This window comes from Nocardia sp. NPDC050435 (assembly GCF_040655395.1).
Classification (GTDB): domain Bacteria; phylum Actinomycetota; class Actinomycetes; order Mycobacteriales; family Mycobacteriaceae; genus Nocardia.
In genome coordinates this window covers 32172-56772 of sequence record NZ_JBFAJW010000001.1, presented here as the reverse complement: position 1 = coordinate 56772, position 24601 = coordinate 32172, and the positions used below count along the sequence as shown (strand labels likewise).

The window sequence follows — 24601 nt, the reverse complement described above, 5'->3', positions numbered from 1 at the left end:
CGGTCGTCTCGACACTCGACGGGCACGTCGAGGCCAGCGGTGCCACGGCCATGTCGAAGTGTTCGTGGTTCATCGGCCCCGAAACCCGCCCTGCCAGCGCCCGTTCGCAGGCTCCGGCCGCTGCGACCGGCGGAATTACGGGGCGTTCACCCCAGGTGAGGAGCCAGAATCGCCGCGCCCGCACGGACGGCGGCCCAGTCCGTGCGGTTGTGCCGCGCGAGCGCACGCGGCAACCACGTCCGGCGCTGCGCCTGTTCCCGAACCAGTGCGGGGAGGTCGAGTTCGATACCTGCGACCGCCCCGGCCGCCGCCAGATGGTCCACCCGCTCCTGCATCGCTTGCAGCAGTCGGTGGTCGAAATCGGTTACCGCAGCGACGAATTCCTGAGTGCTGAGGATCCTGCGGCCCGACGGTGGTGCGGAGAACGCGATCTCACCTTCGGGATCGGGTGCGAACCGCCACGCCACGGTGACCGTGTCCGCGGCGCCGAGGGTGCGCCACCACCGAAACCGGGGCCCGAAGCGCAGATACGAGGTGTCGGTCCATCGCAGGCCATAGGCTTCCGAGGCGCAGGCGACAACGGAATCATCGAGGATGTCCGGATCAGCAGCATCGACGATCCATCCCTCGGCTTCCGCGGCAAAGAAATTCGCTAAGTCATCCGGTACCGGCTCGAGCGCCGAAGGCAACACGTCGAGCAGGTCTTCCCACAATCGGACCACGTAATAGTCCACCCAGGGCGGCTCTGCCGCGGGGTTCTCGCGGGTTCGGGCCAAAGTCTGCTCGGAATACCGGAGCAACTCGACACCATCGACCTCCAGTCCGTACCACCCTTGAGTGAGCCCGAACCAGTGCAGCGTCGAACGCTCGCCCCACGGGACGACCTCGTCCAAGGGCGCCAGTTCGAACGGGATCCACATCATGGCCCTGATCCAACTGCTGGAGCCACATCCTGTCGAATCATTCGGTCCCGGCCAGTCCCAGGCCCGCCGGTCGGACGCCGTGCTGGCGGCAGCGACTTCACGCTTTCAGGGAATTGCTCGGTCCATGTCCTGAAACTGTGGCACCGGCCGGGTACTGGCCGCGGTGACCATCGCGACCAGGCTGGCAACGACAACACTGAGCAGCGCGGGCAGCGTACCGAGATGTTCGATCAGATACGCCACCAACGGTGGGGCGCAGAAGAAGGCGCCATAGCCGATCCACGACACCACCGACACACGGATAGCCGCGTTCGCTGAATCGTCGGCCGCAGCGCTCATCCCGACCGGGAAACCCAGCGAAGCCCCCAGCCCCCACAGCACGCAACCCAGCATGACCAGCACCAACTGATGGCAATAGACAACCAGCAGCACTCCCCCACCGACCATCACCGCCAGCAGCCGTAACGCGCCGACACGCCCCACGCGGTCGAGGAGCACCGGGCCACCGGCGCGGCCCACCGTCAGTGCCACGATGAAAACCGCGTACCCCAGCGCGCCGATCGTTTCGGAACGGTGATGTCCGTCGACCAGCGCCAGCGCGAGCCAGTTGCCGGCGATTCCTTCACACAACGCGAACGCCAGCACCGTGATCCCGATGAGCACGGTGCGCGATTCCCGCCACGCCCCTGTCAACGACAGCGTCCCCTGCTTCTCGGAATCGTGCGCCGTCTCCGCCTCCGGGCCGTCGCGAGGTATATGCGCGGCGGCGAACACCACCCCCGCAGCGGCGGCGACAGCGGTGAAGGTCAGTTGGGTGGCAACCGATTCCGAAGCCGCCGAAGCGATCACACCGATCGCGCTGCCGATGATCGTTCCCAGGCTGAGACCGGCGTGCAGTAGCGGAAGCAGGGGCCGTCCGGCGCGCTTCTCCAGGCGGCCACCCGCGACGTTCATCGCGACATCCCACAGCCCGATTCCGAGCCCGTAGAGACCGAGCCCGAACGCCACGACAGGCGCGGACGTTCCGGCAAGGCCACCGATCATCGCGATGAGCGCCGTGGTCGTCCCGACCGTGCCGACCAGTAGCGCTGTGCGCGGCCCGAGCCGGGCCACCACGGCTCCGCCCAGCGGTAACCCGATCAGTGTCCCGATCCCCGGCGCGAGGAGCAGCACACCCATCTGCGCGGTCGTCAGATCGAGGGTGTCGCGCGCGGCGGGCACGCGCGAGACCCAAGACCCGAGTGTTAGCCCGTTGACCGCGAACACGATCGCGGTCGCCGCGACCGCCCTGTTCGTGTCCCACCAGGATTGTGCACGGTCGAACATCTGCGTTGGCCGTCCCATCTCATCGAGTATGACCAGTCACCGCCGGATCGCTGGCTACAGTTCGTCGGCCTCGGACCGGTACAGAGCTATCCCGGCCGAGGTCAGCATGATGCGACCGCCTGCCGGCGCGTCACCGACCTGCTGAGGAATCACCAGAGAACCGGACCGCTCGTGAAAGTTGATACGCGCGAACACTATTCGGGCGAGCAGGGAAGCAGGATACGGTGCATCGTGGCGATACACAGTCCTCTAAACCGCCGACAGGCGAGAAGCCGCACGCGATCGCAACGCAGGTCGCTCGACGATGGGCGCGGGTAGGTTCGGCTCCGTGAGGATGGGCGTCGTGCTGGTGACCGGCTCGTCCGGGGTCGTAGGGGCCGCGGTCGCACGGGAAATGCACACGGCGGGATGGCAGGTACGCGGATGGGATATGCGCCCGGGCCCGTGGACGACCCACTGCGGTGACCTCCGCGACCCGGAAACGCGAACCCGCGCCGTCTGCGGTGTAGAGGTCGTTGTGCACGCTGCCGCGCTGCACGCACCCCATGTCGGTGTGGTTCCCGAGGACGAGTTCCGTGCGGTCAATGTCGAGGCCACCGCCGCGTTGCTCGAGCGAGCCGCCGAATGCGATGTCCGCAGATTCGTCTACACGAGCACGACCTCGGTATACGGCCACGCCCTGGTACCGGAGGGCCGTGCGGTGTGGGTCGATGAAACCCTGCCCGTGCGGCCGCGCGACATCTACGACGAAACCAAGCTCGCCGCCGAAGCCGCCGTCACCGGCTCCCGCCAGCCGTTCACGACCATCGTTCTGCGCATCGCCCGCTGCTTTCCCGAGGCGCCCGCCGTGCAGGCCGCACATCGGCTCTATCGTGGTGTCGACGTCCGCGACGTCGCCCGGGCGCATCGGCTGGCCGCCGAACGCGCACAGGTGACGGGGATATTCAACATCGCCGGCCCGATCATGTTCGGCCGCAACGATACCCGGCAGTTATGGCACGATGCCGCGGCGCTGCTCACCGAGCGTGCGCCACACACGGTGGCGCTGTTCCGCCGGCAGGACTGGCCGCTACCGGCCAGGATCGACCGAGTCTACGATTCCAGCAAGGCAGGTCTTCAACTAGGTTACGAGCCCGGCTACGGCGTCGAAGCCCTCGCCTCGCTGCCGTAGCCGAGGCCCCGTTTGTTCGAACCGGCACCTCACCGCTCAAATTCGGCGGCCTGATCGGCTAGGAGCCGATCCACCGCTCGATCTGGTCCAGGTCACCGGCGAAGGCCTCGACGCCGTCCTCGGGATACAGCAGCTCCCAGCACTCCGACGCGGGCCCGGAGTTCGACAGCACGTAACCGGCCAACCTAGCCCGTTCGACCAGCCCACGGACGCGCTCGAGGATCGGATCCGCCGCCACCGGGACCGCCCGCAGTCGCGAGGGCCGCTCACCCGGCGTCATGGCCGGGCCGGTCGTGCCTGGATAGACGCTCGCGATCGTGCGGCCCGTAGTCGGCCACCGCGTCGCGAGCCTCCTGCATCGGTGCCCACCGCACGCCGCGCTCGACGATCGCTTCCAACTCGGTCACGCTCGGCAGCCGCCGCTCCAGCAGCCACTCCAGCAGCAGGGACTCGAAGTCGATGAAAACCATGATCTCCTTCGCTACGAGGCACCGGCCACAGCCGGCGTCCGCCGGCGCGATCGCGAATCCCTCGTACCCGATGTGTCGCATATCGAAGGCTCGCCGCTACACGATGACGCCCCGAATCCGGGATCGGACCGGGCGTTATGGTCTCCCGGCTTCTGCAAATGGTGAGGGCGCACCTCCACTGCGCCTGGTCTCGACCCGCGCTGTCGCACCGCCAGCGAAATGCTTATCGTCGCAGTGTCATTCGGGATAGCCCGAGGCGAGGTGCTCAGCGCGGAATATTCCGCAGCTCGGCCGTCGCCCTCAGCCATCCCGCCCACGCTGCCGCCGCGCGGCCCGCAGCTCGGGGTCGAGACGTTCCCGCATGGACTCATCCGCGCCCGGACCGGCGAGGAAAGCGAGATCGACGGCCGAGAGCGGGCGTCCACTGCGCTGGTCCACGAGACCTGGCACGATTTCCGCGCCGGTGCCCTGGTCGGTCAGCACGACGCTCGGCGCCTCCGTGCCCGCATGGGCGCGCCCCCAGGCGTACAGGGCGATGAGCACCGGGGACAGATCTCGCCCTTTGCCGGTGATGAGGTACTCGTAGCGGGGCGGAGCCTGGCTGTAGCGCCGGCGTTCGAGCAGACCGGACTCGACCAGAGTCCGCAGCCGCTTGGTCAGCATGGTGGGTGCGATACCGAGATTGCGCTCGAACTCGTCGAATCGGGTGTACCCGTCGAGCGCGTCGCGCACGATCAGCAGCGTCCACCAATCCCCGACGTGCTCGAGCGCGCCGGCTATCGGGCACCCCATCGTTTCGAAGCTCGTACGTCGCACCCGCCCATCCTTCCATCGAACCCAGTTACTTGCATAATAGTAGTTACTCGATCTAGCGTGTGCCGCGGCACTGGTGAACGATCGAAAGGCCCACTTGTGACTTCCTCCCCCGGAACCTCCACCCTCGTCATCGGCGCGGGCGGGCGACACGGCGGCACCGGCACCCACATCGTGCGGCGCCTGCGCGAGCACGCCCACGCGGTGCGCGTGCTGGTGCGCACCGATGACGAACGCGCACAACACCTTCGCACCCTCGGCGCCCAGACCGTCGTGGGCGACCTGCTGGACAACCGGACGCTGGACGCCGCTGTGGCGGACGTGGACTCGATCTACTTCACCTACCCGGTAGCGCCCGGCATCGAGGCCGCCGCGGCGAACCTCGCTGTCGCGGTCCGCCGGGCCGGGAACAGACCGCGCCTGGTCGTGATGTCGATGGCGGTCTCGGCCGAGGCCGGCCCCAGCGGGCTCGGGCGGGCCCAGTGGGCGGCCGAGGAGGTCCTGTCCTGGGCCGGGCTCGAACCCACGATCCTGCGGATCAAAGCGCTCTTCTTCGAGAACCTCGCACTGCTGCACGGTGGGTCCATCCGCCGAACCGGCCGTTTCAGCAACAGCTTCGGCGATGCCGAGGTGCCGTGGATCAGCGGCCTCGACGCCGCCGATCTCGCCGTGGCCGCGCTGACCGATCCGGCGCAATACCCAAGCGGCACAACGCACTACCCGTCCGGCGCGGTCGCCCTCAGCCACGCCGATATCGCCGCCGCCCTCGGCGCGGCCCTGGGCAGGCCGGTCCGATACACCCCGGTCAGCGCGCGCGAGTGGCAGCACGAACTGGAGCACCTCGCGCACGACGACACGAGCATCAACACCGCTATGGCACAGCACATCTCGGCCGTCGGCTCCGCCTTCGCCGCGCTACCGCCGACCCCGGTCGATCCGGCCGCACTCGAGAAAGCCATCGGCCGCACACCACAGTCGTTCCCCGACTTCCTCAGCGAACACCGGCATCATTTCGTGGCGTCGGCCTGAGTCGGATAGCAGCGAAGGCGGCATCCGCCAATCCATGCTGCCAGTGTTCGCTCCCTACGGCAGCTCTGGCCGGCCGGAGTCGACGGATGCCCGTCGCCCCGGTCAGGGCCGAGCAACCGCCAACGCCAGTTTGCCTGTCGTGGAACCGGATTCGATGCGTCGATGCGCCTCGATCACCTGGTCCATGGGCAGCGTTTCAACCGGAATACGCAGCTGACCGGCGCTCGCGGCGGCTACCGCACGGCGCAGCGCCGCACCGGCGGCGCCGGGGTCGGCCGCCGCGAAGGCCGCCAGGTTGAACCCGGAGACGGTCTTGTTGGTGAACCACAGTTCGTTGGCCGATACGCCGACGTCCGCGGCCCCGGACGCATTGCCCATCACCACCATCCGGCCCATCGGCGCGAGCCGCTCCACGGAGGCTTGCCGAGTCGGGCCGCCGACCATGTCCACCACGATGTCGAATTCCCCGGCCTCGGCGAGCCGATCGCGCACGATCACCTCGTCGTAGCCGAAGGTCCTGGCCACAGCGATTTTCTCCGGGCTGCCGACGGTGCCGACCACCCGACCGGCACCCAGCAGTCGCGCGGCTTGCCCGAGCTGGCTGCCGACGCCGCCCGCGGCCGCGTGCACGAGCACGCTCTCCCCCGGCTCGATGCGGGCGACCCGGTCCAGCACGAGAAAGGCGGTCGTGCTGTTGGAGGGCAACGCCGCGGCGGTGGCCAGCGGCAGGGACCGCTCGTCGACCGGGACGACCAGCTCGGCGGCTGTGACCACGACCTCGGCGTAACCGCCGCCGGCGACGATGGTCAGCGCGGCTACCGCCTGGCCGACAGCCAGCCCTTCCACACCTTCGCCGAGCGCGCGGACGTAGCCGGAGACCTCGATGCCGGGAACGAAGGGCAGTGCGACATCGACGACGCCTCGGCGGTAGAGAATTTCGGCGAAGTTCGCGCCGGCGTAGGCCACGTCGATGGCGACCTCGCCCGGACCGGGCTCTGGAATGGCGGCGGCAGCCTCGCGCAGGACCTCCGCGGGACCGAACTCGGGGATCGTGATCGCCTTCATCTGCAAGTTGTTGCTCATGACTACGATCCTGCGGGCCCGTCGGCGGGGATGGCAGTGTCGGTTCATGGGGGGTGTGGCACCACCAGGCTAGGAACCCAGCAACCGCTCCAGCCGCTCCTCGGTGCCACTGCCGGCAACCGGGTTGTGCAGGATCAGATGGTGGCCGGGGTATTCGGACAGGGGGAGCAGTGTCGCCTCGAACACCATCACCCCGACGTCGGGATGATCGACGGCCTTGACGGCGCTCGTGTGCTCGGCGGCGTCGTGGCGCGCCCACAGCTGCGCGAATTCCGGACTGAGCTTCGTCAACTCCATTGCGATACGCGTGAATTCGGGATCGCCGGGATAGCGGGCGGCGTCGGCGCGGAAGCCGGCGGCCACCGCCGGGGCGATCTCGTCCCAGTGCTGGTGCAGCACCCGGAAGCGGGCGTTGGTGAAGAAGGAAACCAGGCAGTTGTGGTCGGTGTCGCTGTAGCCGAACGCCGAACGTGCCGCATCGTTGACCGCGGTGAAGTTCCAATGGCGGTCGCGGATGTAGGCGGGGCGCGGAGCCCAGGTGTCGAGCAGGCGCTGTATCTGGGGTGAGGGCGGCGTCGACGGTGCGGCCCGCCGTTGCGGCGGGTTCAGCCCGGCCAGGCGATAGAGATGGGCGTGTTCGACGTCATCGAGGCGCAGAGCTTGCGCGACGGCGTCGAGGACGTCGTCGGACACCTTGATGTCGCGCCCCTGCTCGAGCCAGGTGTACCAGGACACCCCGACCCCGGCCAAGACCGCGACCTCCTCACGTCGCAATCCCGGTGTTCGTCGCCGCCCGGCTTCGGGAAAGCCGACCGCACCGGGAGACAACCGTTCGCGGCGGCTGCGGAGGAACTCACGGAGTTCTTCGCGCCGCCGGGCGCTGTCACGGTGGCCGTGGTTAACTGCGGTGCTGCTCACGCAGTCGACCATAGAACGCGGCCGGGTTGCGTGCGCGACCCCTCCCCGGCCGAGGGATCAGGACGCTGATATTCGGGCAGGTGAGCGCGGGGCCGGATCTGCGGAGCAGGCGAACAGTTGCCAGCGCGTAAACAATTTTCGATACGCCGACAATATCCGCCCACTTATACCGTCGACTCACTGAATCTCCCGAACCACAGGGATCTCGAACAGTAGGGGAAGACGATGAAACTGCGCGAACTCGCCGTTACGGCGCTTCTGGTCCTCGGTATCTCCGGCCTCACCGTCCCTGCCCAGGCCGCCAGCGGATACGACCGCTGTCCGAACGGGCATTTCTGCCTGTTCAGCGCCGCCAACGGAGGCGGGCGAATGGCATCCTTCCGCCTCGGCTCCACCGATCTGCGCCTGCAGAATATCGATGGTCAAGCCTATTCGAAGTGGAACCGCACCGGCCGATTTTGGGACGGGTTCACCGAATACAACTATCGCGGCGGGATCATCTTCCGGAGCGGCCCCGGCCAGCAGCTCAATATTCCGGCCGACGTGGCCGTCCAAGTGCATTCGGTGAAGGCGGTCTGACCTGAAATCAGCTCGGCGCGAATGCGTTCGACGTCAGGTGGCCTGGCCGGACTACGCGGAGGCCCGGCGAAAGTGCCGGGTGAGGACTCCTGGTGCACCCGCGCGTACAGTCTGGTTTCGGTTCACGAGAGTCGCACGGAGATGGGGTATTTCGAGGAAGCCACAGCCGTGCCGGGGGTAAGGAAGCACGATGACCGACCAGGTGCCGGCATACGACGATCAGGAACTCCTGGGCCGGGTACGCCGGGCCGCCCAGGAAGCCGAGCTGGGCGGACACCGGGAGGCCTTCGTCCGGATGGCTCCCCGGCTCGTAGGCGGAACGCTGATCCTGGGCCTGCTGGCGGCGCTGGGCATCGCGGCCACCGTGGCGCTGAGCCTCGAGGTGCTCACTCGCACGGACCAGATGGGCGGAAAGCTCGGATCCGCCATCGGCCTTGTGTTCGCGGGCCCGTTCGCCCTGCTTTTCGGGTTCGCCTTCGTCGCGGACCTGTACCGGGGATTTCTCGGGCCCGCTTCGGCCCGGGCGGTACGCCTGGATCTATTCGAGCGCGGATTGGTGTCCACCGAGAACGGTGCGGTGCGGTGCGTGCGCTACGACACCACCGTGATCTATCAGGAGTTGGTCCGCCACCTGCTCTACGGCGTGGTGGAAACCAAGATCACCCACGACTACACCCTGCTGGACACCGAAGGCAAAGAACTACAGCTACAGGACTTTTCGCAAGGCGGTCCGCCCAACGCCGACCGCTGGGGCCCGGCTTTCCAGCAAGCGGTGACAGCGGCGCAGCTCCCAGCGATCACCGAGAAACTGCACCGAGGCGTAACCGTGTCCTTCGGTGATCTATGGCTGACGAAACACGAGTTCGGTGCCGGTGCACGATCGGTCGCGTGGTCGGAGGTCCGCCAGATCGCCGTGCAAGGCGGGGACATGCGTGTACTGGCCTACGGGCGGTGGTTCGCGCTGACCAGTACCCCGGTTCGAAAAATCCCCAACTTCTATGTGCTGCTGGCTTCGGCCCGCACGCTGGTCGCGAACCCGCATCAGCCGGACACCAGCCCGGCCCCGCAGCCTGTGCCGACACCGGCCGGCCGCGCACCCGACAACTTCGGCGAGCTGCTGGCGATGGTGATGGGCAACAACGCGACCGCCGAGCGGTTGATCGCCTACGAACGGGAGAAGCAGCCGGGCGCTGACCGTACGACTTGGATATCGGAAGCCATCGAACGTCTGCGCCGTGACCGAGAACGCCGCGGGTGAGGCGCTCCTGGCGCTGCGAGCAAGGCTGACCCACGTGCGGTCCAGCGGTAGCGTGGGTCGGGAGGGCCTGATCGATGGACAGGGCCCGTCGCTGACAAGGGGAGGTTCATCATGCGACAAGTCCGGATTATCGCTCACCTGAGCACGTATTCACCGGAAGTACTGCGGTCGATGCCAGATCGACCCGGCGGGAAAAGACTGGACGAGTGGCGGTCCCACTTCGGTGGTTCGATGGATGCGGAGCTGGCCGACTCGTTCGGGGGCATGCGGAAATTCTCACTGCAACCGCTCGCCGAGGTGCCGGCCGACACTTACATCGATCTGATGTTCGTGCATTCACCACCGGGCGGTTTCCAGCAAGGTGACATCGGCCCGCACTCGGTGGTGCTGAGCGAATTCATCGCTCCCCCAGACACTTCACCGCCAGGTCTCGCTTGACAGAATTCGAGCCGACGTTCGGTGCGGTGCGCTCATGGCCGGGCACGCGTGCGAAATATTGGGTTGCTGCTCAGCCTATTTCAGCACCACAGTTCGAGGATGAACCGCCCTTACATCGCACCCGCGATCCGGCCTGCGACACACGCTGACGAGCACGCCCTGGCCGTGATCGACCGCGCCACATGGTCGACCACGGTCAGCCCCGCCGCGCTGTGGCCGGTCGGCACCCCGTTCTTCGACGAGCACACCCAGCCCGAAAACGTTCTGGTCGCACACGACGACACCCACATCGTGGGATACCTCAAGCTGCGGCCGTACCCGCATCCCGCCTGCTCCGACCACATCCAGGAAATCCACGGGTTCGCGGTGTCGCCCAGCCAACAAGGCCGGGGCATCGGCAGTTTTCTGATCCGCGCCGCTCAGAAGGAGGCGATCCGGCGACAGGCCCGCCGCGTCCGGCTGCGTGTACTGGGCACCAACCTCCGTGCACAAAGGCTGTACCTCGCGCATAGATTTCAAGTCGAGGGCCGGCTCCGTGAACAGTTCTTGATCGCAGGACAGTATGTCGATGACGTGCTGATGGGCACCCTTCTCGGATAGCGCGCGAGCGCCACGCCGGTCACTCCCCCGTCATCGACCAGCGCAGTTCCCAATCTGCACGGGTCATCTCGTAGCGGACCTCCCCATGTTCGGAGCCTTCGATCGCCGGCAGCTCGGGTGAGTATGTCCGCACGTGAGTCATGCCGAGCTTCTCCATGACATTGCGCGAAGCGTGGTTGACGAACATCGTTTCGGCCCAGACCTTGCGCACACCGAGTTCGGTGAATGCCTTGTGCAGCAGTGCGATCGAGCCTTCGGTGGCGAACCCGGCACCCCAGGCCGCCTTGCGGAGCCGGTAACCGAGTTCGACCTCGTCGCCGGGGCCGCCGGCTTCGGGGCGCAGGATGAACCAGCCGATGAAAGCGCCGTCGGCCTTCTCGTGTGCCGCGAAAATACCGAAGGCGTTGTCCCACTTCCGGTACTGGTTCAGGAGACGAGGCAGCATTTCGCCGCGGATGGTTTCCGGTGGCGTCGGCACACCGCCGGAGAGGTAGCGCATGACCTCCGGGTCGCTGTCGAGTTCGACGAGCAATTCGGCGTCGTCCTCGGTGAAGTGGCGCAGCGACAATCGTTCGGTGTGGAGATAGATGGCCATTCACGATGATCACACACCGGCCGTAGCGTTGCTCATCGATACCACCCCGCCCCGGGTTCGGCCAGGCTACGGCTGGTCCTCGGGGAAGACCTGCCGGAAGATCTCCTCGGCGTGACTGCTGGGCTCCGGAGCACCCGCGACCAGACGAAAAGTGCGCCGACCGTCCGGGCGCCGGCCCGCGCGCAGAAACAGATCGCCCGGGTGCGCCCCGCGATGGCGCCGGTCGGCGAACTCGTAGAGATGGGTGACCAGCACCAGTTGCACAGAGGAGTCCAGGAGCGCCTCGACCAGCGGGGTCAGGATCCGGGCGGCGTCGCCCTCGCTGGTGGAAGCGAAGGATTCGTTGGACAGCAACAGCGAACCGGGACCGATCCGGTCGACGACGGCGCGCATACGGACCAGCTCTTCGACGAGTTTTCCGTAGGTCATCGTGCGGTCTTCGTCGGTGACGAAATGGGTGAAGATACCGGTGCGCACGGTGGCTTCGAATCGCTCGGCGACGACGAACATGCCCGCCTGCATCATGACCTGGGCGGCGCCGACGCTGCGCAGGAAGGTCGATTTGCCGCCGTTGTTGGCGCCGGTGACAACCAGCAGCGTGCGGCCGGTGGCGTCGAGATCGTTGCCGACCACCTCTCCGCGCGCGGACAAACACAGGGTGATGTCACGTAATCCGTTGCAGCGCAGTGTATTCGTCCCCGCAGGGTGCACGGTCGGCAAGCACGTCGGAATTCCCGCCGCGGTCAGGTGCTCGTGCAGATTCAAGCAGCCGAGGTAGAAGGCGAGCTCGGTGCGCAGCCGCTCGAAGAATCCGTGGATGTGGTCGACGGCGTAGCTAACCACCGCTGCCAGGTCACCGAGTGCCCGATCACGGAGCTCCACGATCGGATTCAATTGCGGATTGAACCGGGCTTCGGGGTCCTCGATCGGACGGAATGCGCGCATGGCCCGGCGATCCGATCCGAAGCGGCCGCGCCACGGGGTGAGTGGTTCGTGAACGACGATATCGGCGATCTTGTTTCCGAGGCCCAGCCCGGCCCCCAGATGCAGGCCGTGCTCGAATTGCACTGCGGTCAAATGAGTCTCGATCGTATCGAGATAGGCGTCATCGAAATGGTCGGTGACCGTGTCGACCAGCGCCCGCAGCCCCGCCGAGGAGAAGTCGGTGGCGTGGTCTCGGCAATGCGCCCGCAGCCGGCGCAGGCAGCCGAGCAGTTCGCCGAACGCCGGCAGCGATAGGACCAGTTTGCCGCCCGGCCGGCGACCATTAGCGACCGGCCAGCGCCGGATCTGCGTCGGCATGACCGCGATCCGATAGAGCTCACGGATCGCCGACGGGTGGGTCAGGCAGTCGGTCAGTACCGCCTGCCGGTAACCGATCACCGCAGGATCGGTGATCGGGGCGAGCACCGTCGCCTGGACGACCTGTCCGATCAGTGGGTCGGGGCCGGACATGGCCGCGAACACCGACTCCAGGCCCAGATCGGTGACGGCGTGGTCACCGGTGGGCGCGGTCGCGGATATCCGATCGGGCGGGTGCAGCAGATTCACTCGCATGCGGCCACCCTCGCGGTCACCAGATCGTAGGTGAGCCCGTAGCGTTCGGCGAGCACCACCGCGTGGGCCTGCCCGTCGGCCGCGCGGCGCACGATACGGAACGTGCGCCGCGCCGGATCGTCGGGTTCGGTGCCCGCGACCATGCTCACTGTTTCCGGGCGTGCCGCGGCGAGTTCGACGAAGAAGGTCACCCACACCGCGACCGATCCGGCCTCTATGATCCGGTCCAGGATCTGCCCGCTGATCCGGGCTCCGTCGAGGGTGCTGGTCGAACTGAAGCTCTCGTTGAGGATCAGCAGGCTGTCGGGGGTGGCGTGGGCGAGGGTCTCACGGACCCGTTCGAGTTCGGCCAGCAGTCGCCCGTCGGCATCGGTGGCCTGCTCGGCGCGTTCGAAATGCGTCATCAGCCGGTCGGGCAGGGACAGCCGTGCCGAGCGCGCGGGGACCGGGCAGCCGAGCGCGGCCAGATAGGTGAGCTGGCCGATCATCCGCGCGAAAGTGGTTTTGCCGCCCTGGTTGGGCCCGGTGACGACGAGAACCCGCTCGGGGCCCGACAGTTCGAAGTCGTTGCACACCAACGGCTCGGTTCGGCCGGGCTTGCTCGCCAGCGCCACGTCGAAGGCCGCCTCGGCGCCGATACCACCGTGCGCATCGACGATCCGCGGCAGGCACGTGGGTGCGGCGAGGGTGGTCAGGAAGTCGAGATAGCGCAGATAGAAATGGATCTCGCGGTCGAACGTGACCACGGCCGGGTCGGCGAACTCGGGATGCCGGTCGGCGAAGTCCGCGAGCAGGCCGAATGCCTCGGGCGCCAGTGCGGCGACCCGGTCGAGGATCTGCTCCTCCATCTGGTTCATGTCCGGCCACTGCGGCTGCGCGGGCGACGGGGGTGGCGGACCGGCGCCGAAACGCGCCAGCAGATCGGTGATCGTTGCGGTGTAGTCGGACTTTCCGTCGGCGGGGCCGACCGCGAGCGTCGCAGTGTCGAGGATGCGGATGCTGTATCGGACCGCCGCGAGCGCCTGCTGCACCGCGCGAACGTCCGCGGTCAGACCGGTGATCTCCGGGCCGGCGACCGCCTCGACGACGACGTCTCGCCAATTCCGCAGCGCTCGCGAGGTCAGCGGCAGCGATGGCAGCGCCTGTGCCATGGCGGCGAGGACGGTGAGGTAGTCGGCGGCAGCGTCCAGATGCCAGCGTTGCCGTTGGCGCGGATCTTGGAGCCGGGCCGCGTCGGCGCGGCGCCGCCGCATCCGGCGCAGGCCGGCGGCGAAATTGTCGAAGACAGCACGTGTTTCGTTGTGAGCGAGATCGGCGAAGACCTCTTGGCGGTATCGGACGGTGTCGTGGTCGCGTACCGGCCGCCGGAATAGCGCCGCGAGGTCGTAGTCGTCCGGGGAACCGACAATCGCGGGGATCACCTGGTCGAGACGTAGATCCGCCACTGTTGCCGCGTCGACGGAGACCGTCGCCGCGGCCGACGCTTCACGCGGCCACACCACGCTGTCAGCGCGCATCGGCGACCCCCTCCTGTGCTGTGCGAAGCCGGTTCCCACTGTCCGCCATCGGAGGTTAGGCAGCGGTGCACCGCTCGTCAATCATCGACGGAGACTCGACGCCCGCGTTGTCCGCCAGGCGCGGCCACGGATCGCTCTCGGGCAACGTGGGTTCGGGCGGGTCCGCTGACTCAGGTCTCTGCTGTGCCGAATGTCAGCCGGCGTTCGAGGTGCAGATGGTGTCCAGTACGGCCAGCGGCTTGACGACTCGGGCGAGGCCGAGGCCGAACAAGAGATTCGTCGGGAAGCCCAGACCCTGGTTGCCCAAGTCCAGAGCGGCTCTTTCCGCCGCGGCGGCGGTGGGGCCGCGCCCCGTGTAGTAGACCGGCTCGACGGCGTTCGACCACGCTGTCCAGGTGTCGTATTCCACCACCGAGGCGCACTCGTTGTGGACCCGGGCGAAAACGGTGCAACGGTCGGCGTTGCAGCCCGCGAGAGCGGCTGCGTCCGCCGCGGCCTGCGACGGATAATCCACTGCCACTGCGACACCGGTGTGATGTTCCCACGGCGTGCCGGAGGTTTTCTGCTGGTAGATGGCGATCGCACCGTACAGATCACCGGCCGCTTGCGCCGTCCCGCCACCCGCGACGATCAACGCGCCCGCAATCGGGAGAACCGTGACCAGCGCTGACCTACCCAACAACGACATGAACTCCACCCCTGCGACAAACGGTACCGACCGATAGATCATTGCCGCCCGCGCACGGGGTGTCCAGTTCGCACGTTATGCCATGCGCGACAGGTATGTTCGGTTACTCGGCCGCACAGGTCCATTGCGGCTGCACAAAATCGGTAGTCGCGTCGATTGAGACAAATTCGTGGTAGGCACCAGCGCGCACGCGCGAGGGCTCGTAACCGCGACGTGGCCGGGAGTCCCTCGGCCCGTTAATCTTCCAAGTCCCAGCGCGTCCGGAGCTCTGCGGGATCGTCCGCTCAGTTGAGCCGCGGCTGGTAGTGGTCGAACCAGACGGCGAAGTCCAAGAGGTGTTCCAGGTCCAGACGGTCTGGTTCGGTCAGGTCGGTCGCGGGGCGGTCCAGGGCCTTGGTGACCGCGTCTCGGTCATAGAGGTCGAAGACGGGGTGGTTGGAGGTCGCGAGCAGGTCGGAGGCCTGGGCGTGGATGGATTCGACGTAGGCGAGATTCTTGGTGACGGGATAGTGGCTTTTCACGCGCTCGACCACCGAACGCGGGAGGGTGTCGGCGGTGGCGGCGCGCAGGAGGCTCTTCTCGCGCCCGTCGAAGGACTTCAGGGACCACGGGGTGTTGTAGACGTATTCGACCAGGCGGTGGTCGCAGTACGGGACGCGCACCTCGAGGCCGGCGGCCATGCTGAGGCGGTCCTTGCGGTCGAGCAAGGTGCGCAGGAAGCGGGTGATGTGCAGGTGCGAGACCTTGCGCATCCGGAAGTCGAGGTCGTTCTCGTCGTCCCGGCGAGCGACTTCCGCGCACGCGTCGGTGAAGCTGTCCGCGAGGTAGGCGTCCAGGTCCAGCGCGTGGGTCAGGTCGGGGTCGAGCAGACGGGTGCGCTGGGTGAACTCGGGCGGCAGGACCGTCTGCCACGGAAAGACCGACAGCCCGTGCTGGGCCGCGGTGGCGAACCAGCGATAGCCGGCGAAAACCTCGTCGGCGGATTCACCGGACAGTGCGACGGTGGAATGCGCGCGGATGGCCTTGAACAGCAGATACAGCGAGGTGTCGCCGTCGCCGAAACCGCACGGTAGGTCGCGAGCGGTGACCACCGCGGATCGGACCGCCGGGTCGGCGAGACCCGCACTGCTCAGCGTGATTTCCCGGTGCGCGGAACCGACGTGGTCGGCCACCGCGCGGGCGAACGGCGCGTCGAGTGTCGAGCGCCATTCGTCGGGCACGAAATCCGTTTCCTGCCGGTCGAATTCGACGCTGAAGGTGCGCAGCTGTTCGCCTCGCCCGCGGAGATGCTCGGCCGCGAGGGCGGTCATCGCCGAGGAGTCCAGTCCGCCGGACAAGAGCGCGCAGCGTGGGACGTCGGAAATCAACTGCCGCGCCATGGTGTCTGCGAGCAGCTCACGGACATGCCTGACGGTGGCCGCGCGGTCGTCGCGGTGCTCGGTGGTGCGTAGCGACCAGTACCGGGTGGTGCGGGAACCATTGCGGTCCACCGTTATCACCGCCCCGGGCGGCACCTGGTGCATTCCGGCCCAGGCCACTCGTTCGGGCCGTGCGCTGACCACGAAGAGTTCACGAAGACCGTCGAGTCGAATTCTGCTGTCCACGAGCGGGTTCGCGAGTATCGCCTTGGGTTCGGAGCCGAAGAGCACGCCGTCGGAGGTCGGGTGGTAGTAGAAGGGCTTGATGCCGAGGCGATCTCGTACCATCACCAACCGTTCGGTGCGCGCATCCCAGATCGCGAAGGCGTACATGCCGTTCAGCCGCTCCGCGAAAGACAGACCCCACTCCAGGTAGGCCCGCAACACGACCTCGGTGTCGGACTCGGTGGTGCAGTGCTGCCCGCGACCGCGTAGTTCGGCACGTAGTTCGCGGAAGTTGTACGCCTCGCCCGAATACACCATGGCCACAACACCTTCCGGGGTGTCGACGACCATCGGCTGGGCGCCGCCGGCTCGGTCGATGATGGCCAGACGCCGGTGGCCGAGGGCGGCGTGCGGTGCGATCCAGGTGCCCGAATCGTCAGGTCCGCGGCAGGCCATGGTCGCGGTCATCGAGTCGATGCTGTTGCTGCCCGAGGTCGAGAGGTCGCGTTCGAAGGAGATCCATCCGGTGATTCCACACATGCCACAAACGCTAGAGTCACTCTAAAAATAAAGCAACACTCTTTTTGTAGTTCATGTAGTAATCTAGGGTCATGGCTGAACCCGGGCTTCGTGAACGCAAGAAGCAGCGCACCAGGATGGCGATCACCGAAGCGGCGTACCGCCTGTTCGAGACGCACGGCTTCGAGGAGACGACCGTGACGGAAATCGCTGCCGCAGCGGAGGTTTCGCCGGCCACGTTCTTCAACCACTTCCCGACCAAGGAGGCGGTTCTTTTCGCCGAAGGGGGTGACCTGGTCGAAATCGGGCTCGCCGCGGTCGCCGGCCGCAGCACTGACGCGTCCGTCGGTGTCGTTCTCGCCGACGCGATGCGCGCGATATTGCGCGAAATGGCCGGGGGCCCACGCGACCCGTCCGGCGGCCTCGAGGCGACCCGCGTCCGGCTGCTGATGTCGGTGCCCTCGTTGCGCGCGGCCACGCTGCAACGCCTCTTCGAGGTGGAAGATCGATTGGCTCGCGCGTTGTGTGCGGCGTTCCCGACGAAACTCGACGAAGTGCAGGCCGCGATCCTGGTCGGCGGGTTGTGCGGCGCCTTGTTCGCGGGAGGGCGGGCGGCGATGCGGGAGGGCGGTACGTTCGAGCAGGCCATCGACGGCGCGCTAGCGTTGGCTCTGCGGGCGGCAGACGACTCGAACCTTGGGTGAACGCCGCGTTCAGCGGAGCGGACTCTGGTGCGGCAGGCAGGATGGTCGCATGCGTGACCCACTCAGGCTGCTTGTCGGCGACTTCTACGATTCGGGCATCCAGCGTTGGCCAGGCTCGGAGCTTGTTCTCACCACCGAGGGTGGGTTGTTCCTGATCGATGCCAACTCGCCTTCGCGTGAGCAGATTGCCGAGTTCGATTCTGCACCTGCACAATTCGCGTGGCTCGACGCGCGGCACCATGGAATTCTGTGCTACCGGTTCAGCCGAAGCCCCTGGCAGCATTACGCATACAACCCGCACGACGACACCCCACCCGGGAAGATCGCCGGCCTGCCGACTGTCGAATCAGGACAGACTTTGACGTTCAGATTGGGCCTGGCGGAGGTCGATGCCACGCCAGTGCTGGCCGTTCGAACGGTTCGATGGCCCGAGCACTTCGTGAGCGCTCTCCGAGCGACGATCGATCGACTGGTCCAGCAGCAGTCCGAGAAAGACATCCGGATCGACGAGAACAACGATTTTCATCTGTTCGTCGGCAGTGAGCGGATCGCGCGTCGCGCCGGAGTGCGGTGCCGCGTCGGTTGAAAGCTATAACGTCGGCAGGTGGTCCCCTGCCTCGGGGTATCGCCCATTCTCCAATCTGAACAGGTATGCCCGAAGGTCATCCTCGAGGTCGGTGGCCAGGTAGGTGAGGAAATCCCGTACGCCTGCGGCCGCCTCGGCGCGCTGCGCATCGACACCCGCTCCGGTCCACTCGGCGAGCAAATCGGCAAGGTGCCGCTCGACCTTGTTGCGATCACTCCACCACGCGCGAACCGTCGCGGGTGTCCATCGCGCGTCACCATCGAAGGCGTAGCCACCGCAAGGGTCGTCGTTTGCCGCGTCCAGCAGACATTTCACCTCAGCGGGCGACTTCGGTTGCCGGTAGACGAACTCGTTGTAGTACTCGCCCCCGTACAGAACGTGCCGCGGCGCGTAATCTCTTCCAGTCCAACAGGTATCGGTCTGACCGGTGTAGACCGGGCCCGGCACGTTCAACCAATGCTTATCGGCCCACCTACTCCCATCGTCAAAGGTGATGCCGAAGGTGTCCGAGGGTGTCGAATTCAGAGGATCCCAGTATCGGGGCAGGTCGGCCATGACAACAGCATTCCGCACAGCGCGATATCCGGCATGGGCAGCTCTCGCCCGGAATTCGTTGCCGCAGTGACACGTCTACGAGTCCTCTCGGCGGAGGTGTTCGAGGACGAGGCTGCGGACAGGTTCGACGTCGGCCAGGAGGCCGTGCCCCGCATCGGGCAGGATCACCGTCTGCGCGCCGGCGCGCCGCGCGACCTCCGCGGCCGCCTCCGAATCGTGCACCTGGCTCGCCCCGGCCAGGGCGACGAGGGTCGGGATCGGCAGCTGTGTCAGCTCTTCTGGCAGGTGCGGGTACACGATCGGTGAAGCCGGGAAGTGGGCGGCGCCGTGAGCGAGCAGGTCGAAGTAGGCCTCTACGTCCGCGGGCGCGGTGCCGGGGCCGTCCGGGGCCAGCAGCGCGCGGGCATTCTCGAAGGTGGGGTGTGGGTCGCGGTTGCGGCCCAGCTCCTCGAATTCCGGGCTGAGCCCGGCGAAGACGAGGGGCGGATCGAGCAGGACCAGGCGGCGCACGCGGTCGGGATGGGCGAGCGCGAATCGGAACGCGAGGTGCCCGCCCAGGGACTGGCCGCACAGGTCGGCGGCGGGGAGTCCGAGCAGATCGAAGGTTTCCGCGAGCCAGTCCACGAGATCGTCCATGCTGTTCAAGGCCGTGCCGGTGTGCCGACTGCGGCCGGGCTCGCCCATGACGTCCACTGCACGCACGTGATGCTCTTCGGCCAGCGAACCGACTACCGGCCACCACATTCCGGACGTGCCGCCGTAGCCGTGGAGCAGGACCAGCGACCGCGCCGCGGCCGAACCCGCGGAGGTGACTCGTGTCGTTCCATACCGGCCCGGAAGATCTACCGGCTCGGCCGGCACCGGCCAGTACGACATCACTGTGTCGTAGGCGGCGAAAAATGCTCTCTCCAGCTCAGGGGTGGCGAAGGCGCTCGCCCCCGAACTCGAATCCGTTACTCGGGACATTGTCACCAATCCTTTCCAAGTCAGCTGTATTATGTCAGATGTATGGAAACGAAGGGAAGGGGTTCGCGTGCCGAAGCAGGTCGATCACCGGGAACGCCGCGAGACCATCGCACGCGCACTGTGGCGAGTGGTGGAACAACAAGGCTGGGCGCGCGCGACGATGCGCGAGGTCGCCGGCGCGGCGGGCGTCTCGCTCGGACAGGTCCAGCACTATTTCGCCTCGCGGACAGCGATGCTGGAGTTCGCGATGGAGTTCGCCTCCGAGCAGACCTCGCAGCGCATCGTCCAGAGCCTCGACCGGCTCGACTCGCCACCGCATCCCCGGGACGCACTGCGCGTGACCCTCCTGGAGATGCTCCCCCTGCACGCGGACGCCCGGGCCACCAGCCGCATGAGCGCCGCCTACACCCTCGAGGCGCTGCACGACCCGGAACTGCACGAACGGGCGCGGCGCGGACTCCAGGACGGCAGGGCACTGACCGAGCGCCTGATCAGGCAAGCAATCGCCGACGGCCACATTGCGCCGGATCGCGACCCGGTCATCGAGACGAACCTCGTTCTCGCGCTGACCGGCTTCACCCCACTTCTCGACCTCGACGTCATCGATCCCGAGGCCGCGTCGGCGGCTATCGATTACTACCTCGACAGGCTCTTCGATTGCCCCTCGCTGTGATTTTTGACCTTTGGGCCTGAGCGACGTTGCTCATCAATAGATGCGCATATCTAGACAGTTAGATGTTGAAGCGAGCGAGATGTCCTTAACCTCAACCGATCTCATTCACCCACCGCGCGTTGAAGAATTTTCCGCCGCAGCGATGACTTTTCCGGAGCACCCTCGTCTTTACCGGTGAACGCGCTACCAACCCAGCGCGACCAATTCAGTGAGGACCACGAGATGACCGCCACCACCGCCACCCAGACCGCCACCGTCCACCCCGGCAAGATCCGCAACCGTGTCCTGTGGACCCTGCAGATCGTGCTCGGCCTGTTCTTCATCATCGCCTCCGGCGGCCCGAAGCTGGTCATCCCCCAGACTCTGATGGAAAGCAACGCCACCGCCTTCTCGATCCCGCTGGGGCTGCTGATCTTCATCGGTCTCGCCGAGGTCGCCGGCGGCATCGGACTCATGGTGCCCCGCCTGGCCGCGGCCGCCGCGATCGGCCTGGCGATCGTCACCTTCCTCGCCGCCGGCTTCAACGTCTTCCTGGCCGGATCCCCGGAGCTGGCCCCCTTCCCGCTGGCGCTCACCGCGATCTTCGCCTGGATCGCCTACGAACGCCGCGCCTCGCTCACCGAACTGCGCACGCTGATCAAGCGATGACCCCCGCATAACGCCCGGCTACCGGCGGCTACCGAGCCGCCGGTAGCCGCGTTGTGCGTTCCGGGGCGGTCCGGTCGGGTTGGCCGGACCGTCTCGTCGGAGTCACGGGGCGGGCCAACCACCCCGCGACTACTCGATAGGTTCAAACCGCGGCACTCCTTCGGACGCGCTGCCGGGCACCTGCCCGAGCATCACCACCATGTACGGCCGCAGGCCCAGACTCTCGTAGTACCGCCGCACCCGATCGTTGCCGACGAACACCTCCAGGCTCCATTGCCGCAGACCCAGCCGCCGGAAATGGTCGAGCACGGTGTCCACCAGGGCCGTGCCGAGTCCGCTGCCACGCTGATCCGGCAGGACCGCCAGCGATTCCAGCATGCCGATCCGGCCGGTCTCCATCGACGCCTGGGCGCCGGTCACCCGGACGAACGCGTACCCGACAGCGCGGCCATTCGCGTCCTGGGCGAGAAAGAGCCTGGCGCCCGCGTCGGTAGCCAGCCACTGCCGGTAGCGCTCGCTTCGGTGCTCCCAGCTGGAACCCTGCTCCCGGAAAGGCACTTCGACTACCAGTTCGGAGGGTGGATTGTCCCGATGGTGACCGAGCATCGACAGCCACAGCGGCTCGACGCGGTCGATATCGGCGGCCTCCGCCTCGAAGATCGAATATTCAGCCATAGCGAAAGGCTATATCCGATTCGAGGGGAATCGCGCGCAGCTCGGGCAGGCCGGGCAGGCGGGGGGTGTCGGCAGGGTTTGCGTGAGCAGCTGACCGAGGAGTGATTCCGGCGCCGGCCGGTGGTTCAATCGGTCGGTGCGTGGTGACGAGATCCTCGGTCAGTGGAGTGCCGACGCCGGATATCACAGCTCGATGGAGGACGAGCAGTTCGTCTTCTGGAGTGACGGTGTCGGTTTGGTGGAGTACGCGCGGCCGGATGTGCGCGAGTACGTACTGTTCCGCTGGGAGCGGACGGCGATTCGGAAGGTGCGGCTCGAACCGCATCGGTGCGTCCGGCGCGACGGGGATGCCGAGGTCGATGACGCTGTGCCCGAAGCAGCCGAGATCGGTTATCGGATCACACGGGAGCCGCGGCCGTTGATCGGCGAGGTGCTGCCGGTGCTGTATCTGCCCGCTCCGTTCGCGGCGACTCCGGACCGGGGGTACGGGCTGATCACGAGGGAACCGGCGGTGCATTTCACCAGGATGCGGAATCGAGGGTGACCCAGCAGCGCCGGATCGGCGGCGACCAAGTGGAGCATCACGCACGGCGCAGCGGTTTCAGCGATCCGGTCAGATGCTCGGGCCGCACCCCGAACGCTACGAGCCGGCCGAACAGGTGCGGCAAGCCCGACCAGTGTCGAAGCGCGCGCAGCGGTTGCGGAAGCCGCAGGGGCGCAATGGTTTCGGAGCCTTCGATGGAGGGTGCGGCGAGGAAGTTGCGCTGGGCGCGCCGCTGAGCGAGCTGAGTAAGCATCGCGGGCCGATACCGGCGGCGCTGCACGCGGGCGAGGTCACGGTCACGCAGCCGGCCTTCGCGCAGGGCCGGGGCCAGGATGCGGGCGGCGGCGACGGCGTCCTGCACGGCCAGGTTGATGCCGACGCCGGCGATGGGCGACATGGCGTGGGCCGCATCGCCGATCAGTAGTGCGCCGGGCGTCCACCAGCGGCGCAGGCGATCGATGCGGACCTCCAGGGCGGCGATGTCGCCGGTGTGGATGTCGGCGGCACGGGCGGCGAGGAACGGCGCCAGGCGCGCGACGGTCCGGCGCACCCACGCACCGTCGTCGGCGCGGACCGCGTCGGCCGCGCCCTTGTCGATCAGCAGCGCCGCCTGCCAGTAGTCGCCGCGGTTGATCAGGATCAGGCCGCCGGAGCCGGAGAAGCGCAGCGTGGTCGTCTCGGGATCGCCCGGCAGCCGCGGGATTCGGATGTAGAGGCAGTCGTGCGGCGCGGCCGAGGTGCGCGGCCGCAGCCCGAGCAGGCGGCGGACCGTGGAGTGCCGGCCGTCGGTTGCCACCACCAGGTCCGCCTCGAGGTGATGGTGGCGGCCGGTGTCCTTGTCCAGATAGCGCACGCCGCGCACCCGGCCATCGGACCACAGCAGATCGTCGACCTCGGCGTTCTGCGCCAGATCGAATGTCGTTTCGGCGCAGGCGGTCTCGGCGAGCAGGTTGAGCAGGTCCCATTGCGGCACCAGGGCGATGTGCTGATGCCGGCCGGGCAGGCGGCTGAAATCCTCGGTGAGCGAACCGTCGTCGAAATCCATGACCAGGCGCTGGACTCGCTGCTGCGGCAGGGCGGCGAAGCGGTCACCGAGGCCCAGTTCGTCGAGCAGGCCCAGGGTCGAGGCATGCACGGTATCGCCGCGGAAGTCGCGCAGGAAGTCCGGATATTTCTCCAGTACCGCGACCGGCACTCCCGCTCGGGCGAGCAGCAGGCCCAGCATCAGGCCCGCGGGGCCGCCGCCGACGATCACACAGGACACCGACTGCTTCGAAACAGCGGCCATGACACACCTCCACTAATCGGGGACTAATTCCCCGTTTAATGGCGATGCTACCGTAAGCGGGGAAATTGTCCACGGTTGGAAGGTGGCTGTGAAAGAACTACGCGCCGATGCCAAACGCAATCGCGAGCAGATTCTGCTGGCGGCACAGCAGGTGTTCCTGGATCACGGTCCCGAAGCGCCGCTCGATCGCATCGCCGAGCGGGCCGGGATCGGCAATGCGACGCTCTACCGGCACTTTCCGACGCGGGCCGAGCTGATCCGCGCGGTGGCGATCGACCGCATGGCGCAGGTGACCGACGCGGCGAACCGGGCGCTGGCAACGCAACCCACCGCCCGCGAAGCGCTGGCGGCCTTCGCGCGTGAGGTGGTGGAGCGCCGGATCGTGGCCATGCTGCCCATTCTGGGCGGTCATCTCGAGGAGTCCGCCGACTTCACCACTGCCAGAAGCACTCTGGTGGTAGCGGTGGACGCGCTGACGACGGCGGCCCACGAACAGGGCGCGCTACGAGCGGATCTCGGAACCGCCGATCTGGTCATGTTCCTCACCGTCCTGACCCGGCCGCTGCCCGCGCTGTCGGCCGCGTTCAACGACGAGGTGCGCGCCCGGATGCTCACCACCCTGCTGGACGGAATGTCCGCCGCCGCGCCCACCGCCCTGCCCGCCCCGCTGAGCGTCGAGCGCATCACCACCGACCTCACCGCCGAACGGACCTGACCTCGGCACGCCATCCGCGGGCGGAATCTCCAGCCACACCGAGATCGTGCTCGACATCCAGTCGGCAGCGCCGAATCACGTAGTCGGGTGGAGCGATTCGGGTGCGGGGACTATGTGTTTCGCGTGATTCGCGGAGCCGCGCGTTTGCGGGATCTTCGAGAGGTACCTGATCGAAGGAGA

At 67.2% G+C, this 24601-nt stretch carries 28 protein-coding genes; 12 read left to right on the top strand and 16 right to left on the bottom strand.

What is annotated here, in order from left to right; all coding sequences use genetic code 11:
* Window positions 1-146 precede the first annotated feature (146 nt).
* On the bottom strand, window positions 147-923 hold the full coding sequence (locus AB0I43_RS00300; protein WP_356977558.1) for a DUF5984 family protein: 777 nt from the start codon (window positions 921-923) through the stop codon (window positions 147-149).
* 105 nt (window positions 924-1028) lie between these two features.
* Complete coding sequence (locus AB0I43_RS00295; RefSeq protein WP_357430875.1) at window positions 1029-2267, bottom strand: MFS transporter; 1239 nt, start codon at window positions 2265-2267, stop codon at window positions 1029-1031.
* Between the two features lie 316 nt (window positions 2268-2583).
* Between AB0I43_RS00295 and AB0I43_RS00290 the strand changes: the two genes are divergently transcribed.
* The gene (locus AB0I43_RS00290) at window positions 2584-3420 is read left to right on the top strand and encodes an NAD(P)-dependent oxidoreductase (protein WP_357431150.1); all 837 of its coding nucleotides are present in this window, start codon (window positions 2584-2586) and stop codon (window positions 3418-3420) included.
* A 58-nt stretch (window positions 3421-3478) separates the two neighbouring features.
* Here AB0I43_RS00290 and AB0I43_RS00285 read toward each other — a convergent pair whose 3' ends face one another.
* From AB0I43_RS00285 to AB0I43_RS00275, 3 genes are all read right to left on the bottom strand, one after another.
* Window positions 3479-3700, bottom strand: a complete 222-nt coding sequence (locus AB0I43_RS00285; protein WP_356977564.1) for a hypothetical protein — start codon at window positions 3698-3700, stop codon at window positions 3479-3481.
* A complete protein-coding gene (locus tag AB0I43_RS00280) occupies window positions 3687-3890 on the bottom strand; it encodes a hypothetical protein (protein ID WP_356977566.1) in 204 nt (67 codons plus the stop codon). The genes AB0I43_RS00285 and AB0I43_RS00280 overlap by 14 nt, the downstream gene beginning before the upstream one ends.
* Before the next feature lie 300 nt (window positions 3891-4190).
* Window positions 4191-4706, bottom strand: a complete 516-nt coding sequence (locus tag AB0I43_RS00275; RefSeq protein WP_356977568.1) for a helix-turn-helix domain-containing protein — start codon at window positions 4704-4706, stop codon at window positions 4191-4193.
* Window positions 4707-4802: 96 nt separating this feature from the next.
* On the opposite strand from AB0I43_RS00275, the gene AB0I43_RS00270 reads away from it, so the two are divergent.
* Window positions 4803-5732 (top strand): NAD(P)H-binding protein, encoded by a 930-nt coding sequence (locus tag AB0I43_RS00270; RefSeq protein ID WP_356977570.1) that lies wholly within the window; start codon window positions 4803-4805, stop codon window positions 5730-5732.
* A gap of 102 nt (window positions 5733-5834) precedes the next feature.
* Here the strand turns inward: AB0I43_RS00270 and AB0I43_RS00265 are convergent, their stop codons facing one another.
* Together AB0I43_RS00265 and AB0I43_RS00260 are read right to left on the bottom strand one after the other, a co-directional pair.
* Window positions 5835-6815, bottom strand: coding sequence for a zinc-binding dehydrogenase (locus AB0I43_RS00265; RefSeq protein WP_357430873.1), 981 nt, complete (start codon window positions 6813-6815; stop codon window positions 5835-5837).
* A 69-nt stretch (window positions 6816-6884) separates the two neighbouring features.
* Window positions 6885-7733: a helix-turn-helix transcriptional regulator gene (locus tag AB0I43_RS00260; RefSeq protein WP_357430871.1), complete on the bottom strand. Its 849-nt coding sequence runs from the start codon at window positions 7731-7733 to the stop codon at window positions 6885-6887.
* 225 nt (window positions 7734-7958) lie between these two features.
* Between AB0I43_RS00260 and AB0I43_RS00255 the strand changes: the two genes are divergently transcribed.
* The 4 genes from AB0I43_RS00255 to AB0I43_RS00240 all read left to right on the top strand — a co-directional run bounded on the left by AB0I43_RS00255 (window position 7959) and on the right by AB0I43_RS00240 (window position 10608).
* Window positions 7959-8312, top strand: a complete 354-nt coding sequence (locus AB0I43_RS00255; RefSeq protein WP_356977575.1) for a peptidase inhibitor family I36 protein — start codon at window positions 7959-7961, stop codon at window positions 8310-8312.
* Between the two features lie 190 nt (window positions 8313-8502).
* Window positions 8503-9570, top strand: a complete 1068-nt coding sequence (locus tag AB0I43_RS00250) for a DUF6585 family protein (RefSeq protein ID WP_357430869.1) — start codon at window positions 8503-8505, stop codon at window positions 9568-9570.
* Window positions 9571-9801: 231 nt separating this feature from the next.
* Entirely contained in the window at window positions 9802-10008 is a 207-nt protein-coding gene (locus tag AB0I43_RS00245) for a hypothetical protein (RefSeq protein WP_356977578.1), read from the top strand.
* Window positions 10009-10107: 99 nt separating this feature from the next.
* Window positions 10108-10608 carry an N-acetyltransferase gene (locus AB0I43_RS00240; RefSeq protein WP_357430867.1) on the top strand — a complete coding sequence of 167 codons (501 nt, stop codon included), beginning with the start codon at window positions 10108-10110 and terminating at the stop codon, window positions 10606-10608.
* Window positions 10609-10627: 19 nt separating this feature from the next.
* Here the strand turns inward: AB0I43_RS00240 and AB0I43_RS00235 are convergent, their stop codons facing one another.
* The 5 genes from AB0I43_RS00235 to asnB all read right to left on the bottom strand — a co-directional run bounded on the left by AB0I43_RS00235 (window position 10628) and on the right by asnB (window position 17088).
* Entirely contained in the window at window positions 10628-11203 is a 576-nt protein-coding gene (locus AB0I43_RS00235; protein ID WP_356977582.1) for a GNAT family N-acetyltransferase, read from the bottom strand.
* Between the two features lie 66 nt (window positions 11204-11269).
* Window positions 11270-12760, bottom strand: a complete 1491-nt coding sequence (locus AB0I43_RS00230; protein WP_356977584.1) for a DNA mismatch repair protein — start codon at window positions 12758-12760, stop codon at window positions 11270-11272.
* The gene (locus tag AB0I43_RS00225) at window positions 12751-14277 is read right to left on the bottom strand and encodes a DNA mismatch repair protein MutS (RefSeq protein ID WP_356977585.1); all 1527 of its coding nucleotides are present in this window, start codon (window positions 14275-14277) and stop codon (window positions 12751-12753) included. The genes AB0I43_RS00230 and AB0I43_RS00225 overlap by 10 nt, the downstream gene beginning before the upstream one ends.
* Before the next feature lie 193 nt (window positions 14278-14470).
* Window positions 14471-14965: a DUF4189 domain-containing protein gene (locus AB0I43_RS00220; RefSeq protein WP_356977661.1), complete on the bottom strand. Its 495-nt coding sequence runs from the start codon at window positions 14963-14965 to the stop codon at window positions 14471-14473.
* A gap of 284 nt (window positions 14966-15249) precedes the next feature.
* A complete protein-coding gene (asnB, locus tag AB0I43_RS00215; RefSeq protein WP_356977587.1) occupies window positions 15250-17088 on the bottom strand; it encodes an asparagine synthase (glutamine-hydrolyzing) in 1839 nt (612 codons plus the stop codon).
* Window positions 17089-17159: 71 nt separating this feature from the next.
* On the opposite strand from asnB, the gene AB0I43_RS00210 reads away from it, so the two are divergent.
* A complete protein-coding gene (locus AB0I43_RS00210) occupies window positions 17160-17771 on the top strand; it encodes a TetR/AcrR family transcriptional regulator (protein ID WP_356977588.1) in 612 nt (203 codons plus the stop codon).
* Window positions 17772-17820: 49 nt separating this feature from the next.
* Entirely contained in the window at window positions 17821-18357 is a 537-nt protein-coding gene (locus AB0I43_RS00205; protein ID WP_356977589.1) for a hypothetical protein, read from the top strand.
* A 3-nt stretch (window positions 18358-18360) separates the two neighbouring features.
* On the opposite strand, the gene AB0I43_RS00200 is transcribed toward AB0I43_RS00205, so the two are convergent.
* Both AB0I43_RS00200 and AB0I43_RS00195 read right to left on the bottom strand, forming a co-directional pair.
* Window positions 18361-18912 (bottom strand): ferredoxin, encoded by a 552-nt coding sequence (locus tag AB0I43_RS00200; RefSeq protein ID WP_357430865.1) that lies wholly within the window; start codon window positions 18910-18912, stop codon window positions 18361-18363.
* A 75-nt stretch (window positions 18913-18987) separates the two neighbouring features.
* On the bottom strand, window positions 18988-19878 hold the full coding sequence (locus tag AB0I43_RS00195) for an alpha/beta fold hydrolase (protein ID WP_356977593.1): 891 nt from the start codon (window positions 19876-19878) through the stop codon (window positions 18988-18990).
* Between the two features lie 67 nt (window positions 19879-19945).
* Here AB0I43_RS00195 and AB0I43_RS00190 point away from each other — a divergent pair, with 67 nt between their 5' ends.
* A complete protein-coding gene (locus AB0I43_RS00190; protein ID WP_356977595.1) occupies window positions 19946-20551 on the top strand; it encodes a TetR/AcrR family transcriptional regulator in 606 nt (201 codons plus the stop codon).
* A 222-nt stretch (window positions 20552-20773) separates the two neighbouring features.
* Window positions 20774-21199 carry a DoxX family protein gene (locus AB0I43_RS00185; protein WP_356977596.1) on the top strand — a complete coding sequence of 142 codons (426 nt, stop codon included), beginning with the start codon at window positions 20774-20776 and terminating at the stop codon, window positions 21197-21199.
* Between the two features lie 129 nt (window positions 21200-21328).
* Here the strand turns inward: AB0I43_RS00185 and AB0I43_RS00180 are convergent, their stop codons facing one another.
* Window positions 21329-21874, bottom strand: a complete 546-nt coding sequence (locus AB0I43_RS00180; protein ID WP_356977598.1) for a GNAT family N-acetyltransferase — start codon at window positions 21872-21874, stop codon at window positions 21329-21331.
* A 136-nt stretch (window positions 21875-22010) separates the two neighbouring features.
* Between AB0I43_RS00180 and AB0I43_RS00175 the strand changes: the two genes are divergently transcribed.
* Entirely contained in the window at window positions 22011-22418 is a 408-nt protein-coding gene (locus tag AB0I43_RS00175) for a hypothetical protein (protein WP_356977600.1), read from the top strand.
* 37 nt (window positions 22419-22455) lie between these two features.
* Here AB0I43_RS00175 and AB0I43_RS00170 read toward each other — a convergent pair whose 3' ends face one another.
* Entirely contained in the window at window positions 22456-23706 is a 1251-nt protein-coding gene (locus tag AB0I43_RS00170; RefSeq protein ID WP_356977602.1) for an FAD-dependent oxidoreductase, read from the bottom strand.
* Window positions 23707-23788: 82 nt separating this feature from the next.
* On the opposite strand from AB0I43_RS00170, the gene AB0I43_RS00165 reads away from it, so the two are divergent.
* Window positions 23789-24421 carry a helix-turn-helix domain-containing protein gene (locus AB0I43_RS00165; protein WP_356977604.1) on the top strand — a complete coding sequence of 211 codons (633 nt, stop codon included), beginning with the start codon at window positions 23789-23791 and terminating at the stop codon, window positions 24419-24421.
* Window positions 24422-24601 lie beyond the last annotated feature (180 nt).

Coding starts and splice junctions, on each gene's coding strand:
- AB0I43_RS00240 (WP_357430867.1), top strand. CDS start 10,108: ATGAACCGCCCTTACATCGCACCCGCGATCCGGCCTGCGACACACGCT.
- AB0I43_RS00235 (WP_356977582.1), bottom strand. CDS start 11,203: ATGGCCATCTATCTCCACACCGAACGATTGTCGCTGCGCCACTTCACC.
- asnB (WP_356977587.1), bottom strand. CDS start 17,088: ATGTGTGGAATCACCGGATGGATCTCCTTCGAACGCGACCTCTCGACC.
- AB0I43_RS00280 (WP_356977566.1), bottom strand. CDS start 3,890: ATGGTTTTCATCGACTTCGAGTCCCTGCTGCTGGAGTGGCTGCTGGAG.
- AB0I43_RS00295 (WP_357430875.1), bottom strand. CDS start 2,267: ATGGGACGGCCAACGCAGATGTTCGACCGTGCACAATCCTGGTGGGAC.
- AB0I43_RS00220 (WP_356977661.1), bottom strand. CDS start 14,965: ATGTCGTTGTTGGGTAGGTCAGCGCTGGTCACGGTTCTCCCGATTGCG.
- AB0I43_RS00285 (WP_356977564.1), bottom strand. CDS start 3,700: ATGACGCCGGGTGAGCGGCCCTCGCGACTGCGGGCGGTCCCGGTGGCG.
- AB0I43_RS00205 (WP_356977589.1), top strand. CDS start 17,821: ATGCGTGACCCACTCAGGCTGCTTGTCGGCGACTTCTACGATTCGGGC.
- AB0I43_RS00200 (WP_357430865.1), bottom strand. CDS start 18,912: ATGGCCGACCTGCCCCGATACTGGGATCCTCTGAATTCGACACCCTCG.
- AB0I43_RS00245 (WP_356977578.1), top strand. CDS start 9,802: ATGGATGCGGAGCTGGCCGACTCGTTCGGGGGCATGCGGAAATTCTCA.
- AB0I43_RS00210 (WP_356977588.1), top strand. CDS start 17,160: ATGGCTGAACCCGGGCTTCGTGAACGCAAGAAGCAGCGCACCAGGATG.
- AB0I43_RS00170 (WP_356977602.1), bottom strand. CDS start 23,706: ATGGCCGCTGTTTCGAAGCAGTCGGTGTCCTGTGTGATCGTCGGCGGC.
- AB0I43_RS00250 (WP_357430869.1), top strand. CDS start 8,503: ATGACCGACCAGGTGCCGGCATACGACGATCAGGAACTCCTGGGCCGG.
- AB0I43_RS00265 (WP_357430873.1), bottom strand. CDS start 6,815: ATGAGCAACAACTTGCAGATGAAGGCGATCACGATCCCCGAGTTCGGT.
- AB0I43_RS00195 (WP_356977593.1), bottom strand. CDS start 19,878: ATGTCCCGAGTAACGGATTCGAGTTCGGGGGCGAGCGCCTTCGCCACC.
- AB0I43_RS00225 (WP_356977585.1), bottom strand. CDS start 14,277: ATGCGCGCTGACAGCGTGGTGTGGCCGCGTGAAGCGTCGGCCGCGGCG.
- AB0I43_RS00230 (WP_356977584.1), bottom strand. CDS start 12,760: ATGCGAGTGAATCTGCTGCACCCGCCCGATCGGATATCCGCGACCGCG.
- AB0I43_RS00290 (WP_357431150.1), top strand. CDS start 2,584: ATGGGCGTCGTGCTGGTGACCGGCTCGTCCGGGGTCGTAGGGGCCGCG.
- AB0I43_RS00300 (WP_356977558.1), bottom strand. CDS start 923: ATGATGTGGATCCCGTTCGAACTGGCGCCCTTGGACGAGGTCGTCCCG.
- AB0I43_RS00185 (WP_356977596.1), top strand. CDS start 20,774: ATGACCGCCACCACCGCCACCCAGACCGCCACCGTCCACCCCGGCAAG.
- AB0I43_RS00255 (WP_356977575.1), top strand. CDS start 7,959: ATGAAACTGCGCGAACTCGCCGTTACGGCGCTTCTGGTCCTCGGTATC.
- AB0I43_RS00180 (WP_356977598.1), bottom strand. CDS start 21,874: ATGGCTGAATATTCGATCTTCGAGGCGGAGGCCGCCGATATCGACCGC.